The sequence below is a fragment of the Micromonospora sp. WMMD882 genome (assembly GCF_027497255.1).
In the GTDB taxonomy this organism is placed as follows: domain Bacteria; phylum Actinomycetota; class Actinomycetes; order Mycobacteriales; family Micromonosporaceae; genus Micromonospora.
This window is the reverse complement of record NZ_CP114903.1, coordinates 185,193-201,241: the sequence shown is the minus strand read 5'-3', so window position 1 is coordinate 201,241 and position 16,049 is coordinate 185,193. Positions and strand designations below refer to the sequence as shown.

The 16,049-nt window shown below is 72.9% G+C and carries 13 protein-coding genes; 5 read left to right on the top strand and 8 right to left on the bottom strand.

The window, feature by feature from the left end; translation table 11 throughout:
- Entirely contained in the window at nucleotides 1–375 is a 375-nt protein-coding gene (locus O7606_RS00865; RefSeq protein ID WP_281597059.1) for an Rv2175c family DNA-binding protein, read from the bottom strand.
- Between the two features lie 132 nt (nucleotides 376–507).
- On the opposite strand from O7606_RS00865, the gene pknB reads away from it, so the two are divergent.
- Together pknB and O7606_RS00855 are read left to right on the top strand one after the other, a co-directional pair.
- Nucleotides 508–2,496 carry a Stk1 family PASTA domain-containing Ser/Thr kinase gene (pknB, locus tag O7606_RS00860; RefSeq protein WP_281597058.1) on the top strand — a complete coding sequence of 663 codons (1,989 nt, stop codon included), beginning with the start codon at nucleotides 508–510 and terminating at the stop codon, nucleotides 2,494–2,496.
- Nucleotides 2,497–3,417, top strand: coding sequence for a deoxyribonuclease IV (locus O7606_RS00855; RefSeq protein ID WP_281597057.1), 921 nt, complete (start codon nucleotides 2,497–2,499; stop codon nucleotides 3,415–3,417).
- A gap of 257 nt (nucleotides 3,418–3,674) precedes the next feature.
- Here O7606_RS00855 and O7606_RS00850 read toward each other — a convergent pair whose 3' ends face one another.
- The 4 genes from O7606_RS00850 to O7606_RS00835 all read right to left on the bottom strand — a co-directional run bounded on the left by O7606_RS00850 (nucleotide 3,675) and on the right by O7606_RS00835 (nucleotide 8,657).
- Complete coding sequence (locus O7606_RS00850) at nucleotides 3,675–4,694, bottom strand: GntG family PLP-dependent aldolase (RefSeq protein ID WP_281599426.1); 1,020 nt, start codon at nucleotides 4,692–4,694, stop codon at nucleotides 3,675–3,677.
- Between the two features lie 122 nt (nucleotides 4,695–4,816).
- The gene (locus O7606_RS00845; protein WP_281597056.1) at nucleotides 4,817–6,223 is read right to left on the bottom strand and encodes a 3-deoxy-7-phosphoheptulonate synthase class II; all 1,407 of its coding nucleotides are present in this window, start codon (nucleotides 6,221–6,223) and stop codon (nucleotides 4,817–4,819) included.
- Nucleotides 6,224–6,315: 92 nt separating this feature from the next.
- Entirely contained in the window at nucleotides 6,316–6,801 is a 486-nt protein-coding gene (locus tag O7606_RS00840; RefSeq protein WP_281597054.1) for a hypothetical protein, read from the bottom strand.
- 224 nt (nucleotides 6,802–7,025) lie between these two features.
- Complete coding sequence (locus O7606_RS00835) at nucleotides 7,026–8,657, bottom strand: glycosyl hydrolase family 18 protein (protein ID WP_281597053.1); 1,632 nt, start codon at nucleotides 8,655–8,657, stop codon at nucleotides 7,026–7,028.
- A 209-nt stretch (nucleotides 8,658–8,866) separates the two neighbouring features.
- On the opposite strand from O7606_RS00835, the gene O7606_RS00830 reads away from it, so the two are divergent.
- The gene (locus tag O7606_RS00830; protein WP_281597052.1) at nucleotides 8,867–9,361 is read left to right on the top strand and encodes a glutathione peroxidase; all 495 of its coding nucleotides are present in this window, start codon (nucleotides 8,867–8,869) and stop codon (nucleotides 9,359–9,361) included.
- Nucleotides 9,362–9,421: 60 nt separating this feature from the next.
- Here the strand turns inward: O7606_RS00830 and O7606_RS00825 are convergent, their stop codons facing one another.
- Entirely contained in the window at nucleotides 9,422–11,698 is a 2,277-nt protein-coding gene (locus O7606_RS00825) for a glycoside hydrolase family 44 protein (protein WP_281597051.1), read from the bottom strand.
- A 314-nt stretch (nucleotides 11,699–12,012) separates the two neighbouring features.
- Nucleotides 12,013–12,816: an SGNH/GDSL hydrolase family protein gene (locus O7606_RS00820; protein WP_281597050.1), complete on the bottom strand. Its 804-nt coding sequence runs from the start codon at nucleotides 12,814–12,816 to the stop codon at nucleotides 12,013–12,015.
- 54 nt (nucleotides 12,817–12,870) lie between these two features.
- Between O7606_RS00820 and O7606_RS00815 the strand changes: the two genes are divergently transcribed.
- Nucleotides 12,871–13,683, top strand: coding sequence for an NADPH-dependent F420 reductase (locus tag O7606_RS00815; protein ID WP_348651149.1), 813 nt, complete (start codon nucleotides 12,871–12,873; stop codon nucleotides 13,681–13,683).
- Between the two features lie 145 nt (nucleotides 13,684–13,828).
- On the opposite strand, the gene O7606_RS00810 is transcribed toward O7606_RS00815, so the two are convergent.
- Nucleotides 13,829–14,788, bottom strand: coding sequence for a cyclase family protein (locus tag O7606_RS00810; protein WP_281597049.1), 960 nt, complete (start codon nucleotides 14,786–14,788; stop codon nucleotides 13,829–13,831).
- Nucleotides 14,789–15,317: 529 nt separating this feature from the next.
- Here O7606_RS00810 and O7606_RS00805 point away from each other — a divergent pair.
- On the top strand, nucleotides 15,318–15,851 hold the full coding sequence (locus O7606_RS00805) for a hypothetical protein (RefSeq protein ID WP_281597048.1): 534 nt from the start codon (nucleotides 15,318–15,320) through the stop codon (nucleotides 15,849–15,851).
- The last annotated feature ends 198 nt before the right edge of the window (nucleotides 15,852–16,049 follow it).

Sequence of the window (16,049 nt, the reverse complement as noted above, 5' to 3'; positions counted from 1 at the left end):
TCAGAACCCGAGCGCCTGGGCCCGGCGTTTGACCTCCCGGGCCCGGTCGCCGCCGAGGGCCGCGGCGGGGGTGCCGGGCAGGGTGTCGTCCGGCTCGTAGAGCCAACGCAGGGCCGCCTCGTCGTCGTAACCGGCGTCGGCGAGCAGGGTGAGCACACCCGGCAGGTGCTTGAGCACGGTCTTGTTGGCGACCAGGTCGACGGGCATCCGGCGGACGCCGTCGCGGCGGACCGCGATCAGCTCCCGGTCGCGGATCATCTGGTGGACCTTGCTGATCGACAGGCCGAGACGCTCGGCGACGTCGGGGAGGGTCAGCCAGGCGTCGTCGTCGACCGGGCCGGGCACGACCCGCTCGGCGGGTGCGGATTCGCTCACCCGATCACCCTGCCACGTCCCGGCCGGTCACGGCCAACAGGGAGGCCAGGCAGCGGTGTCCCGGGTGACGTGACGGACCGGCTGTGGCATCCTGTTCTGCCGCCGCCTCCAGGAGACATAGACTGCCCCCCGATGGACACACAGGTCGCCGACACGTTGCTGGGCTCGCTGATCGACGGGCGCTACCGCATTCGCGGTCGCGTGGCCCGTGGCGGCATGGCGACCGTGTACACCGCCACCGACGAGCGGCTCGAACGCACCGTCGCCGTCAAGATCATTCATCCGACCCAGGCGCCGGACCTCCGGGCCCGGCTGGCCGGCTTCGTCGAGCGGTTCACCGACGAGGCCAAGACCATCGCCCGGCTCACCCACCCCAACGTGGTGGCGGTCTACGACCAGGGCACCCACCGTGGCCTGCCGTACCTGGTGATGGAGTACGTCCGGGGCCGGACCCTGCGGGACGTGCTCGCCGAGCGCCGTCGGCTCAACCCGGACGAGGCGTTGGCTATCGCCGAGCAGATGCTGGCCGCGATCGGGGCCGCGCACCGGGCCGGCCTGGTGCACCGGGACGTCAAGCCGGAGAACGTGCTGGTCGCCGAGGCGCCCAGCGGCGGCGCGGCGAACCTGGTCGACAGCGTCGTGAAGGTCGCCGACTTCGGCCTGGCCCGCGCCGTCGAGGCCGCCGAGGAGGAGCCCGGCAACCAGTTGATGGCCACCGTCGCGTACGTCGCGCCGGAGCTGGTCACCGACGGGCACGCCGACCCCCGAACGGACGTCTACTCGGCCGGGATCGTCCTGTTCGAGATGCTCACCGGTCGGGTGCCGTACGACGGCGACCGCCCGGTCGACGTCGCCTGGCAGCACGTCGACCGGGACGTGCCGGCCCCGTCCACGCTGGTGCCCGGCCTGCCGAAGGCGCTGGACGAACTGGTCGGCCGGGCCACCCGACGCGACCCGGGGGCCCGCCCGACCGACGCCGGCGCGCTGCTCGCCGAGGTGCAGACCGCCCGGGAGGACCTGGCCGACAACGCGCACACCGCGGTGCTGCGCCGGATCACCGACGACCCCGCCCCGGCCGTCGCCCAGCCGACCATGGCCGTCGCGGCGGTCCGTCCCGCCGAACGTCCGTCCTGGGCCCGGCTGCCGGAGGCGAAGGGCCGGGCGCCGGAGCCGGACCGACCGGGTCGGCGTCGGGCCGCGCCCGGGGGTGACGGTCCGCTGGCCCGGTGGCGCGGTCAGCTCGCCGCCGCCCCGCAGGGCCGGCTCGCGGTCATCGCGGCCGTCGTCGTGGTCGCCCTGCTGCTCGCCGGTGGCGGCTGGTGGTTCGGGGTGGGCCGCTACACGGTCGCCCCGGAGCTGGCCGGCCTGACCAGGGCGCAGGCCGAGGCGCGGGCGTCCCAGGCCGGTCTGGCCCTGACCTACGCCGATCCCCGGTACGACCAGAAGGTGCCCCGCGACAGCGTCGTGGCGCAGGAGCCCCGCTCGGCCGACCGCATCGTCAAGGGCGGCACGGTCACCCTGACCCTCTCCCTCGGCCCGGAGCGGTTCCCGGTGCCGGACGTGGTGGGCAAGGAGTTCGAGCTGGCCGAGGCGGACCTGCGGGACGCCGGTCTGGAGGTCGCCAAGGGCAAGGCGCGCTACGACGACAACCTGCCGACCGGGGTGGTGCTGGACACCGACCCGAAGCCCGGGGCCGAGGTGAAGCCGGGCACGAAGATCAGCGTGATCCTCAGCCGGGGACGCGCCCCGATCACCGTGCCGAACCTGGTCGGCAGGAACGTCAACGAGGCGCGCGGCAGCCTCCAGGAGCTCGGCCTCACCCCGGTGGAGACGTACCGGGACTCGGACAAACCCAAGGACGAGGTGATCGGCCAGTCCCCCGCCGACGGCTCCGGCGTGGAGAAGGGCGCCGAGGTCAAGCTGGAGATCAGCAAGGGTCCCGCGCCGGTGACCGTGCCCCGGGTCGTCGACCTGCCCTGCCCGCAGGGCAAACAGGCGCTGGAGGGCCAGGGCTTCCCGGTGGTGGTGCAGTTCAACCCGAACGGCGTGGTCCGGTTCCAGAACCCGCCCGAGAACGCGCAGGTGCCCCCGGGCACCCCGGTCACCATCGGGTGCTTCTAGGTGCCGACCAGGCCGGACGACGGGTCGGGGGCGCCGGTCGGGCCGGCGCGCCGACCGGTCGGCGCGCACACCCCCACCGGCGGCGGGCTGGCGAAGGCGGCCCTGCCGTACGCGGACGCGACCGGCGCCGAGGTGGTGCAGGTCTACGTCTCCAACTCGCGGGGCTGGGCGCTGCCGCCCGGTGACCCGGCCCAGGACGCGCTGTTCGTCGAGGGTTGCCAGGCCCGGGGCATCCTGGTCTACGTTCACGCGGCGCTGCTGGTCAACCTGGGCTCCCCCACCCCGGCGACGGTGGCGCACTCGGTGCGGACCCTGGCGCACGCGCTGCGGCGGGGCCGGGCGATCGGGGCACGCGGGGTGGTGTTCCACGCCGGCAGCTCGGTGGACGCGGCACACGACGCCGCCGCCCGCCGACAGGTACGCGAGGCGCTGCTGCCGTTGCTGGACGCGACCGACGCCGCCGACGGGCCGATGCTGCTGGTCGAGCCGACCGCCGGCGGAGGGCGCTCGCTGGCGTCCCGGATGGAACACCTCGGGCCGTACCTGGACGCGGTGGACGGGCACCCCCGGCTCGGGGTGTGCTTCGACACCTGCCACGCCTGGGCGGCCGGGCACGACCTGGCCGCCGAGGGCGGACTGACCGCCACGCTGGACACGCTGGTGGCGACGGTCGGGCCGGGCCGGCTGCGGCTGGTGCACGCCAACGACTCGAAGGACCTGTGCGGCTCGACCCGGGACCGCCACGAGAACGTCGGCAAGGGGACCATCGGCGAGCCGGCGTTCGCCGAGCTGATGACCCACCCGGCCACCGCGGGGGTGCCGGTGGTGGTGGAGACCCCCACCGAGAAGCACGTCGGGCACGACGCGGACATCGCCACCCTCAAACGGCTACGCCCACCACCCGCCGCCCCCACCCCCTGAGCCACCCCGCCCGCCGGCGCGGTTTTTCCCGCGCCGCCCGCCCGCCCGGCGCGGTGTTCCGCGCGGCCCGCCCGCCCGGCGCGGTGTTCCGCGCGGCCCGCCCGCCCGGCGCGGTGTTCCGCGCGGCCCGCCCGCCCGGCGCGGTGTTCCGCGCGGCTTCCCGGGAAAGGGGGCGTTCCCAGGCTGGGACGCCCCCTTTTCCCGAAAGACGAAGACGGAGTCGGGCACGAAGAGCCAGAAACGGTGTCGGGGACTCCTCAGTGGCGCAGCGCCCGGGTCAGCACCTCGCCGGCCCGGTCGACGTCGGCGTCGGTGAGGTCCAGGTGGGTGACCAGCCGCGCCGACCGGGGACCGAGCACCGAGACGAGCACCCCGTCGGCGCGGGCGGCGGCGGCCAGCGCGGGCGCGTCGAGCGGGAACTTGGTCAGGTCCAGCGCGACGATGTTGGTGCGGACCGGCGTGGCGAGCACCCCGAACGGGGCCACCGTCTCGGCGAGCCGGGCGGCCCGGGCATGGTCGACGGCGAGCCGGTCCAGGTGGTGGCGCAACGCGTACCGGCCGGCGGCGGCCAGCACCCCGACCTGCCGCATCCCGCCGCCCATCCGCTTGCGGACGTCCCGCCCCCGGGCGATCCGTTCGGCGCTGCCGACCACCAGCGAGCCGACCGGCGCGCCGAGCCCCTTGGAGAGGCAGACCGACAGGGTGTCGAAGAGCGCGCCGTACCCGGTCAGCGGCACGTCGTCGGCGACCGCCGCGTGCCAGATCCGGGCCCCGTCGCAGTGCAGCGCCACCCCGGCGTCGTCGGTGATCCGACGCAGCGTCCGCAGCGCCTCCAGCGGGACCACCCCGCCGCCGCCCCGGTTGTGGGTCTGCTCCACGGCCACCGCCCGGGTCGGCACCGCGTGGTAGCCGGCCGGACGGATCATCGCGGCGACCACGTCCGGGTCGAGCTGCGCGCCGACCGGCGACCAGGTCCGGGAGGAGATCCCGCCGTACGCCCCGGCGGCCCCCATCTCGTACGTGACCACGTGCGCGTCGGCGTCGCAGAGCAGCTCCTCGCCCGGCGGGACCAGCAGTTGCAGGGCGATCTGGTTGGCCATCGAGCCGGTCGGGGCGAACAGCGCCGCCTCGTGCCCGAAGAGCGCGGCGACCTCGGCCTCCAACGCGTTGACGGTCGGGTCCTCGCCGTACACGTCGTCGCCGACCTCGGCCTCGGCCATCGCCTGCCGCATGCCGGGCGTGGGTCGGGTGAGCGTGTCCGACCGCAGATCCACCAGAGAATCAGCCACGGTTCCTCCTCCGGCCGCCGACTGCGGGGCTCGCAAGCTCACTCCTCGCGTCAGCCACAGCGCTCACCTTCAGGCCGCCGACTGCGGGGCTCGCAAGCTCACTCCTCGCGTCAGCCACGGAGCATCTCTGCTACGAGGAAGGCCAGCTCCAGGGACTGCTGGGTGTTGAGCCGGGGGTCGCAGGCGGTCTCGTACCGGCCGGGCAGGTCGAGGTCGGCGATGTTCTGCGCGCCGCCCAGGCACTCGGTGACGTCCTCGCCGGTCAGCTCGACGTGCAGGCCGCCGGGGTGGGTGCCCAGGCCGCGGTGCACCTCGAAGTAGCCGAGCACCTCGTCGACGATCCGGTCGAAGTGCCGGGTCTTGTAGCCGTTGGACGACTCGTGCGTGTTGCCGTGCATCGGGTCGCACTGCCAGACCACCTTGGCCCCGGCCGCGTCGACCTTGGCGACCAGCGGCGGGAGCGTGTCGCGGACCTTGTGGTTGCCCATCCGGCTGATCAGGGTGAGCCGGCCGGGGACGTTCTCCGGGTTGAGCTTCTCGCAGAGCTCCAGCGCCTCGTCCGGGGTGGTGCCGGGGCCGAGCTTCACGCCGATCGGGTTGGCGATGCGGGAGATGAAGTCGATGTGCGCGCCGTCGAGCTGCCGGGTCCGCTCGCCGACCCAGAGGAAGTGCCCGGACAGCCCGTACGCCCGGGAGTCGGAGACCCGGGTCAGCGCGCGGTCGTACTCCAGGGCGAGGGCCTCGTGGGAGCAGTAGAGCGTGACGGTACGCAGCGCCTCCTCGTCGGTCATGCCGCAGGCCCGGATGAAGGCCAGCGCCCGGTCGATCTCCCGGGCGATCGCCTCGTAGCGCTCGCCGGCCGGGGAGTGCTTGACGAAGTCCTTGTTCCAGTCGTGCACGGCGTGCAGGTCGGCCAGCCCGCCGACCAGGTACGCCCGGAGCATGTTCATCGCGGCGGCGGAGTTCGCGTACGCCCGGATCATGCGCTGCGGGTCGGCGAGCCGCGCCTCCGGCGTCGCCTCCAGCGAGTTGATCATGTCACCGCGGTAGGCCGGCAGGCCCCGCGCGTCGGTCGGCAGCGACCGGGGCTTGGTGTACTGCCCGGCGACCCGGGCGACCTTGACCACCGGCAGTGACGCGCCGTAGGTCAGCACGATCGCCATCTGGAGCAGGGTGCGGGCGTTGGCGAGCAGGTGGCTCTCGGTGTTGTCGACGAAGGTCTCCGCGCAGTCACCGCCCTGGAGCAGGAACGCCCGGCCCTCGCAGACCAGGGCCAGCCGCCGCCGGAGCTGGTCGACCTCGTAGGGGGCGACGATCGACGGGACCGTGTCGAGCACCTGGCAGACCTCGGCCACCTCGGCCGGGTCGGGCCAGGGCGGGGTCTGGGCGCGCGGCAGGCTCCGCCAGGTGTCCAGGCCGAGCGCGGCGTCCTCGGCGGAGTCGACGGTGGGGCGGCTGGTCTGGAGGGCCGGGCTGCCGACGGCGGGGTAGCTGAGCTGGTGCCACTCATGGCGCATGGAATCAGCGTACGGCGACCGGCGCGGTCGCCCGCCGGCGAGGGGGTGCCCGGTTCCGGTGGTTGGGAGGTCACCGAGCGGATCGACGCCGGTCAGGGAGCGACCGACGGCGACGGCGACGGGCTGTTGCCTCCCGGGGTCTCGTCGGCGATGCACCAGTCGGCGCCGCTGCGGGTCACCGTGAACAGCAGCTCCCGGGTGAGGTCCTGGCTGCCCGCCGTGACCGTGACGGAGGCGCTGACCTCCTGGCCGGCCGGGCCGGGACGGACGTCGGTGACGGTCGCCGCGGGCACTGTGAAGTGGTCGGCGAAGTCGCCGTTCGGGCTGGTCGACGCGGCGTCGAAGGCCTGGTGCGCGGTGGCGCAGAACTGGCTGCGACCGGCGGCGACGTCCTTGGCGACCAGGGCGTCCAGGTACGCCTGCACCCGTTCCCGCGCCTTGGTGGCGGCCTCCTCGGCCGGGGCCCGGTCGGGCTTCTCGGCCGGCTCGTCGTCGCCGAGCCCGCAGCCGCCGAGCGTGCTCGCCGCCACCGCGGCCACCACGGCCAGGGCCGCCCTGTACCGCCGGGTCACACCCATCGGAGCCTCCACGCGCGCTGTCCAGCCAGGCCGAACAGCGAGTCTGTCACACCGCCCCCGGCGGACGGCGGGGACCCTTCCCGCCGTCCGCGGGCCCGGGTGGGATTCCCGCCGGACGCCGGATCTGGGCCCGGGTCGGATTCCCGTCGGACGCCGGACGCGGGCGGGAAGGGGGCCGGCGCTCCCCTTCCCGCCCGCGCGGGCGCGGTGTCGGCTTCCGGGCGTCAGCCCAGGCCACCCCGGATGGCGCCGATCAGCTCGCCGTTGGTGGTGTCGCCGGAGAGCTCCCAGAAGAACGCGCCGCCGAGACCCTGGTTCTTCGCGTACGTCATCTTGCCGCCGATGGTGGACGGGGTGTCGTAGCTCCACCAGTTGCTGCCGCACTTGGCGTACGCGGTGCCAGCCACGGTGCCGGTCGCCGGGCAGGTGTTCTTGAGCACCTTGTAGTCCTCGATGCCCTGCTCGTAGGTGCCGGGGGCGGGGCCGGTGGCGGCGCCGCCCGGGGCGCTCTGGGTGACGCCCGTCCAGCCCCGGCCGTAGAAGCCGATGCCGAGCAGCAGCTTGTTGGCCGGGATGCCCTTGCCCTTGAGCTTCTGGATCGCGGCGTCGGACCAGAAGCCCTGCTGCGGGATGCCGGTGTACGAGTACAGCGGCGAGTGCGGGGCGGTCGGGCCCTGGGCGTTGAACGCGCCGAAGTAGTCGTACGTCATCGGCATGATCCAGTTGAGGTGGGTGGCCCCGCCGGCGTAGTCGGTGGCGTCGATCTTGCCGCCGCTGCTGCCGTCGGCGGTGATGGCGGCGGTGACCAGCGCGGACGAGCCGAACTTCGACCGCAGCGCGCCCACCACGTTCTTGAACGCGTTCGGGCCGCTGCTGTCGCAGGTGAGGCCGCAGGCGTTCGGGTACTCCCAGTCCACGTCGATGCCGTCGAACACGTCGGCCCAGCGCGGGTCCTCGACGAGGCTGTAGCAGCTATCGGCGAAGGCGGCCGGGTTCTGCGCGGCCTGGGTGAAGCCGCCGGACCAGGTCCAGCCGCCGAAGGACCAGATCACCTTCAGGTGCGGGTACATCTTCTTCAGCTTGCGGAGCTGGTTGAAGCTGCCGCGCAGCGGCTGGTCCCAGGTGTCGGCGACGCCGTCCACGCTCTCCGCCGCGGTGTACGCCTTCTCGTAGTCGGCGTAGCTGTCGCCGATTGTGCACCGGCCGCCGGTGGTGTTGCCGAAGGCGTACAGGATGTGGGTGAGCTTGGCCGCGGACCCGCTGGTGTGGATGTTCCTGACGTGGTAGTTGCGGCCGTAGACGCCCCACTGGGCGAAGTAGCCGACCACCTTCTTGTCCCCGGAGGGCGGGGGTGTGGTAGGCGGCGGGGTGGTCGGGGGCGGTGTCGTCGGGGGCGCGGTGGTCGGCGGGGCGGTGGTCGGCGGGGTGGTGGTCGGCGGGGTGGTCGGGGTGGTGCCGCCGCCGCACGGCGCGCCGTTGACGGTGCAGTTCAGCGGGGCCTTGTACGCCCCGGAGCCGTTGTAGCCCCAACTGAACGCCGCGCCGGGGGCGAGCCCGCCGGCCCAGCTCTTCTTGACCGCCACGTAGTGGTTGCCGCTTCGGGTGACGTCGGCGTCCCAGAAGCTGCTGATGGTGGTGCCGGAGGGCAGGTCGAACTCGACGCGCCAGGTGGAGACGGTGGCGCTCGTGCCGTTGGTGATGGTCACCCGGGTCTCGTGGCCGGTTCCCCAGTCCTGGACCCTGGTGAAGGTGGTGGTCACACTGCCGGCGCCGAAGGCCGAGGTCATCGGGACCGCGGCGACGGTCACGGCGACCACGGCGCTCGCCCACAGGGCCCGGCGGAGTGATCTTCTCATGCGGCGTCTCCCTAAACAGTTAGGAAACTTTCCAAAAGGATGAGGGAGACGCTACTCACACTGTCGCCACTTCGTCAAGATGGGCGTACGTCGATTTCCTCACCGGTGGCGGGGCTGGTCACCCCGCTCCCCGGGTGACCGGACGCGCCGGACGACCAGCGGGTCACCGGCACGGGCGGCCCCACGGCGACGCCGGTAGCCTCGCCGGCATGAGCGTCTTCGACATCGGGATCAACGCCCTGACGGGCGGTCCGCTCGACCTCGCCGCCCACCGGGGGCGGGCGCTGCTCGTGGTGAACGTCGCCTCCCGCTGCGGCCTCACCCCGCAGTACGCCGGCCTGCAGAAGCTGTACGACGCGTACGCGGCGCGCGGCCTGGTGGTGCTCGGCGTGCCGTGCAACCAGTTCGCCGGGCAGGAGCCGGGCACCGCCGCCGAGATCGGCGATTTCTGCCAGGCCAACTACGGGGTGACCTTCCCGCTGACGGAGAAGGTCGAGGTCAACGGGGCCGACCGGCACCCGCTCTACACGGCGCTCACGCCCGCCGCGGACGCCGACGGGCACACCGGTGACGTCCGGTGGAACTTCGAGAAGTTCCTCGTCGCGCCGGACGGCACGGTGGCCGCCCGGTTCGCCCCGACGGTCGCGCCGGACGCGCCCGAGCTGCACGCGGCGATCCAACGGACGCTGCCCGCCACGTCCTGACCGACCGCGGAAACGAAAGACGCCCCGGTCGGGCGCGGACCCGACCGGGGCGTCCCTGGCTCAGTTACCGCACGCCTGGCCGTTCAGGGTGAATCCGAGGGGTGACGGGTTCTGGCCGGTGTGCGTGCCGTTGAACCCGATGGTGATGGCGGACCCGGGCGCCAGCCTGGCGTTCCAGCCCAGGCTCCGGGCGGTCACCGTCGCGCCGCTCTGCTCCCAGGTGGCCGACCACCCCTGCGTGACCTTCTGCCCGGCGGCCGGGAAGTCGAAGGCCAGCGTCCAACCGTCGATCGGCGTGGCGCCGCGGTTGCTGACGGTGACGTTCGCGGTGAACCCGCCGGGCCAGGTGTTGGCCGCGTAGGTCACCCGGCAGCCGCCGTCGGGCCGCACGGCCGTCCGCACGGTCAGCCCCGGCGACGGCGGCGAGACGTTCCCCGCCGCGTCGCGGGCGGTCACCACGAAGGTGTACGCCGTGTCGGCGGTCAGCCCGGTCACCGTGTACGAGGTCCCGGTGGCGCTGCCCACCTTCACCGTCGTGTCGCCGGTGACCCGGTGCACGTCGTACCCGGTCACGCCGGTGTCGTCGGTGGAGGCGGCCCAGCTCAGCGCGATGCTGTTGCCGGTGATCGCGCCGGCGGTCGGCTTGCCCGGCGCGGTCGGCGCCTCGGTGTCGACCGGCGGCTCGTCGTCGCCGGCCGGCAGCACCAGGTGGGTGACCGAGTTGGCCGGGAAGGTCGCGGTGAAGCCGGTCGAGGTGACCGGCTGGTCGGCCTCGCGGACGATGCCGGCGAGGTTCGCCGCGCTGTACCGGTAGACCTCGGCCGTGCCGGCGGACGTCCCGGTGAGCGCCACCGGGCTGGTCAGCTCCTCGCCGGTCTTGTTCACCACGACCAGGGTGAGCGCCTCGTCGCTGCCGCGCTCGGCCGCGTAGATCGCCAGCTTGCCCTGATCGGCGCTGGTGGCCCTGACCGAGGTCTCGCCGAACGCCCCGCCCTCGCCGTCGTAGTTGCGGTAGATCCGGAAGGCGTGCGCCACCGGCTGGTCGGCCGTCGGGGCGGTCCAGAGGTTGGCCATGTCCAGGCCCTCACGGCCGAAGATGCCGAGGATGTCGGCCTGGGCGAGCGCCCCGTTGAGGTGCCCGTACGCGCCCCAGTTGTACTCGGTGATGGCGAGCTTCGTGCCCGGGTAGTGCTGGTCGACCAGCCCCCGCATCCGGGGGATCATCTGGACCGGCTTGTCGATCCAGCTCTCGTCGACGTACGTCGGGTCCCAGAGCTGGCGGGTGGAGCGCAGCCGCCGCTCCTGGGTGGCCGCGTCACCCGGCGCGTCGCTGTGCACCCCGGCCTGCTGCGGGTAGATGTGGATGTCGAAGTAGTCCAGGATGCGGGTGCCGTGCTCCTGCTCGTAGGCGCGCATCTGGTCGAGGTACCACGGCCCGAGCTCCTGGCCGCCGTGCGCGGCCCGGTCCGGCGGGTTCGACCAGCAGCCGGTACGCGAGCAGACGTCCTGGTCGAGGCCGGAGAAGTGGATCGAGTTGAGCCCCCAGCCGACCGGCCCGAGGGTCTTCGCACCCGGGTCGGCCGCCTTGACCGCCGCCCCGTACGCGTACGTGCGGTCCCGCAGCTCGTCGTAGCCGAGCCCCTCGGGGCGGACGTCCCGGTGGGTGGAGTGCCACAGGTCCGGCTCGTTGTCCAGGTTGTAGAACTGCACGCCGCCGTCGGCCGCGCCGCCGAACTCGGTCTTCAGGTGGGTGACGAAGTCGGCGGCGTACTCCGGGCCGACGGCGACGCTGGTGTCGGTCGGGTCGTTGCCGGTGACCAGGCTGCCGTCCGGCTTCTTCCCGTTGCCGCAGTCCGGGGCCCACTCGTCGGTGGACTCCTGCGGGCCGTACTTGGTGACGCTGAACCCGCAGGCGCGGGCCCGGTCCTTGGCGACCCAGCCGATCATCGGCAGGGTCATCACCGTGCCGGTGCCGGTGGCCTTGTTGGCGGCGACGAACTCGTCGCTGTCCGAGCCCTTCGGCAGGCGGCTCGGGTCCGGGTTGTCGTTCGGGATGTTCTCGAAGTACCAGTCCGACGCCCGGTTGGTGGTGTCGTTGCGGAAGTTGTAGCGGGTGGTGGCGTTGCCGCCGTACCGGTTGAGCGGCAGCCGGATGTCGCGGGCCAACGCCTCGCTGGCGAAGTTCATCCCGTAGACGTACGGGCTGATGGCGTGCCGGCCGGCGGTGACGTCGACGGCCAACGCCGGGCCGGCGACGGCCTGGGCCGGCTGCGGCAGGGCGAGTCCGCCCAGTGCCACGGCCAGCGTGACGGGTAGTAACGCGGTGGTGGGGCGCACGGCCTTCCTCTCTCAGGAGTCGAGGTTTGTCGATGGAAGCGCTTCCAGAGGATTACGCTTTCCACGACGCTGGTCAATCCCGCCCCACCCGCCCGACCCGCCCGACCCGCCCGACCCGCCCGACCCGGCGGGCGCGGCGGCCACCGCGGGCGCGGTTTCCTGGAAATGGGGGCGTCGCGGCGGCCGGACGGCCCCGTTTCACGGAAGTCGCAAGCCCCTGCCCGGTAGGGGCCGGTGGGGGGCACAAGGACGGACGCGCCCGGGTCCGCCGTGTGTGCGACGGCGGACCCGGGCGGGAGAGGATTACTCGGCGGTCAGCCCGCGACGGACCGGAACACCGGGTAGTTGCCACCGGACTGGCCGGCGGCCGTCGGGTGGTACGACACGCCGATGTCCAGCACGTTCAACGCGTGCAGCCACTTCTCGCCGTAGCTGCACAACTGGTGGCCGACGAAGGCGGAGCGGACGTCGGCGAACGTGAAGCCGTACGTGGCGGCCGTGCTGCGGATGATGTCGTCCACCAGGTTGATGCCCTGGTTGAGCTTCGTCCGGGAGGTGTCGCTCAGCCCGACGCAGGGCGTGTTGAGCTGATAGAACACGGGGTACCCGACGACCACCACCCGGGCCGAGGGGGCCCGGGTCCTGATGCCGTTGTAGACGTTGCCCAGCAGGCGGGGCAGGTCGTTGCGGGCCTTGACCATGGCGGCGTCCACCGCGGCCACGCACTCGTTGGTGCCGTACAGCACGCAGGTGGTCATGATGGTGGCGAAGCCGACGTCGTTGCCGCCGACCTGGACGCTGACCAGCGTGGTGGTCGAGCTGAGCGCGGAGAGCTGACTGTTGACGACGCTCGTGGTGGTGGCCCCCGAGCAGGCGACCGACTTGTACGAGGCGGGCTTGACGTTGGCGGCGTACAGCGCGGGGTAGGCCTTGGTGCTGCGCTTGCAGGAGCCGCTTTCGCTGGTGTAGCTGCCGGCGCCGACGCCGGAGGCGTACGAGTCGCCGAGGGCGACGTACCTGTCGGTGGGCGCGGCCTGGGCCGGCGCGGCTGTGGTCAGGGCGGCGCCGAGAGCCACGGTCAGGCTCAGGGCGAGGACGGTCAGGCGGGATCTCCGCACGTCACACACTCCCGGGGGCTAGGAGAAAGATCAGCAAGAGATAGATATCACTAAATACGCCCACGGGGAAGCAGTGATGACCAACCATGCAGGATTTGTGCAGATCCTGTCACATGCACGAAGACAGTTGTCAACACTCACGACATGTGCCACGGCGGGAATGCCGCGCCCCGGGCCGGGGTTCGTGCCGGCATGACGACTCTGGGATTGATCGGCAGCGGCAACATCGGCGGCACGGTGGCCCGGTTGGCGGTGGCCGCCGGCCACCACGTGGTGCTCAGCAACTCGCGGGGACCCGAGACCCTCAAGGACCTGGTCGACGAACTGGGCCCGAACGCCCGCGCCGCGACCGCGCGGGAGGCCGCGGAGGTCGGCGAGATCGTGGTGGTCACGATCCCGCTGCGGGCCTACCGCGAGACGCCCGCCGAGCCGCTGGCCGGCAAGATCGTGATCGACACCAACAACTACTACCCGGAGCGCGACGGCCGCTTCCCCGAGCTGGACGACGACTCCACCACCACCAGCGAGCTGCTCCAACGGCACCTGCCGACGGCCAAGGTGGCCAAGGGGTTCAACAACATCTACTTCAAGCACCTGCTCGCCCTGGCCCGCCCGGCCGGCGCGCCGGACCGCACCGCCCTGCCGATCGCCGGTGACGACACCGGCGCCAAGGCGGCCGTCACCGACCTGCTCGACACGCTCGGCTACGACACCGTCGACGCCGGCCCGCTCGCCGAGGGGTGGCGCTTCCAGCGGGACATGACCGCGTACGCCGGCCTGTACTCGGCCGACCCGCAGAACTGGGACCAGCCGCGTACCGCCGACGCCGCCACCGTCCGCGCCGCCCTCGCCGCCGCCCACCGCTGAGCGCCCGCTCGCTGATCGCCGGGAAGGGCGTCTCCCGCGCCGGAAGGCGCCCTTCCTGAGGCCCCCGCGGTACGAGCAACGGGGCCGCGGCGGTGAGAAGCGGCAATGGCGGTGGGAGCAGCGACGTCCGCGGTTGACGCCGGGGTCAGAAGGTGGCGATCGGGTTGACCGGGCTGCCGGACGTGCCGGCGAAGCGGACCGGGGCGACCGCGAGGTGGAAATCCCACTGGCCCAGCTCGGCGGCGGTCGTCGCGCACGCCTCCAGGTCGCAGTTGTCGAGCAGCCACAGGCCCATCGCGACCAGACTGACGGCGTGCACCGGCATCAGCACGTCGTCGTACCCGGACGGTTGGACGTCCTGCGGGGTGTCGGCGCCGATCAGCGCGACCTCGCGCTCGTGCAGCCACGGCAGGCAGGACGCATGCCAGCCGGCCTGCGTGAAACCGCCGGCCGGGCCGCCCGCACGCCGGGCCCGACCGTGCCCGGTCCGCAGCAGCACCGCGTCGCCGGGCCGCACCCGTACGCCCTGGCGACGCTCGGCCTCCGCCAGGTCCTCGGGGAACACGGCCTCACCCGGCGTCAACCACGGCACGTCACGCGCCCGTGCGACGTCCAGCAGGACGCCACGGGTGACGATCCCGTCCGCCGCCGCCGTGACCGCCGCCCACGCCGACCCCGTCACGGCGTCCACAAGTGAGTGCGACCGCCCGTTGTACATGGTGCCGTCCCAGAAGATGTGGCACGGCGAGTCGAGGTGGGTGACGGTGTTGCCGTGGAAGTCGATGCCGAGCCGCTCGGACGAGAAGCCCCAGCGCCGGTCGGCGTGGAAGCCGGGCACCGGCATGTGCTCGGCGCCCGGCATGTCGGCGGCGCACGGGCACGTCGTCGTCGAGCGTTCCAGCCCGTCCGGCACGGTCACCTCCCACGCGCACGACACGCTCCGGCCGTGCCGCACGGCCCGCGCCGCCGCGACCCGGACGTCGTCGGTGATGTGGTTCAGGGCGCCGCGCTCGTCGTCGTCGCCCCACCGCCCCCAGTTCGACAGCGTGTCGAAATAGCCGAGCACCTCGTCCTGCGTGGGCACGGGTCGCCCTGCCGTCACCATCTCAGTAACCACTCCTCCGGTCACGCCCGTTCGAGGCGCCCCGGGCAGGTTAGTCCGACCCCCTGACATCGGATGGCGATCGGACGGTCACTGACGCCGCCCTCCAGATCCACCGGCACGCCGAGCAGGGCCGCGACCGCCAGGCGCGGCCCAAGGAGGGCTGGGAGTCGGCCGGTGGGTGCGGCAGCCCCCTTTGCTCTGCGCCCGCCGGGGCACCGGTCACCGAACGCGCCTGGCGCGTGGACGGGTGCAGAGCAAAGGCCGCGCGCGACTCCCTCCACCTCCGCGGAGGAAGGAGAAAGGCGGAAGAGAACGAGAAGACCGACCCGACACGAGGCCCTGCCCGTCGACCCGGTCCCGGGCCACCCGGGAGAGCTTGCGGGCAGCCCCGAACAGGAAACATGACCGTGAGCAGCTTTCAGCGATACGGAAGGTCGCTGAATAGCGGACCCCGGACGGATGGGGCGCGATCCGCGACCGTCCACTTCCCAGGGCGTCACCGGGCGACCGGCGGGCCGATACTGACCGGGTGGCCGACGAGAACCCCCCGAACCGGAACCGGCGGATCGCCGGCCGGCTCTTCCTCTCACTGACCCTGGTCACCCTGGTCGGCCTTCTGGTGACCCGGCCCTGGCGGTGGTTGAGCCCGGCCGGCACGGCGCTTCTCGCGGTCGGCAACGTGGCCGTGTTCGGCCTGTTCAGCCTGGCGATGCTGCGGTCGGCGAACGCCCGGTCGGACTGGCGCCAGGCGCGGGTGTGGACGATCGTGGCAGCGGACGACCGGCACACCACGACCGTGCTCTGCACCGATCTGGTCGCCCGGGGCCGCTTCCACACGCTGGTGCAGCAACTGGCCGACACCCTCCAGGTGGACGAGCCGGACCACCCGAACCAGCACGGCACCACCATCCGGGTCGACCCACCGGGACGTGAGAACACCGTCCACGTCGACACCAGCTCACCGGCCGGGCTGGGCGCGGCCCGGGTGGCCGTGGTGATCGCGCTGCGCGCGGTCGACATCACCCGGGTCGAGTGGCGGCACGGCCCACCACGCTCGACCTGATCGAGCGCACCCCCACCTGCCCCCCACTGTGGCGGCGCCTACGCCCGCTGGGGCTACCGGGACACGGCGGACCTGCGCCCCGGCTGGGAGAACGCGCCCACTTTCACGGCCACGACGCTGAAGGCGACCTGATCTGCGCCGATCGTCTCCGCAGTCAGTCCATTGAGGACTATTTCACAACCGGTGGGTTGTCGGCTG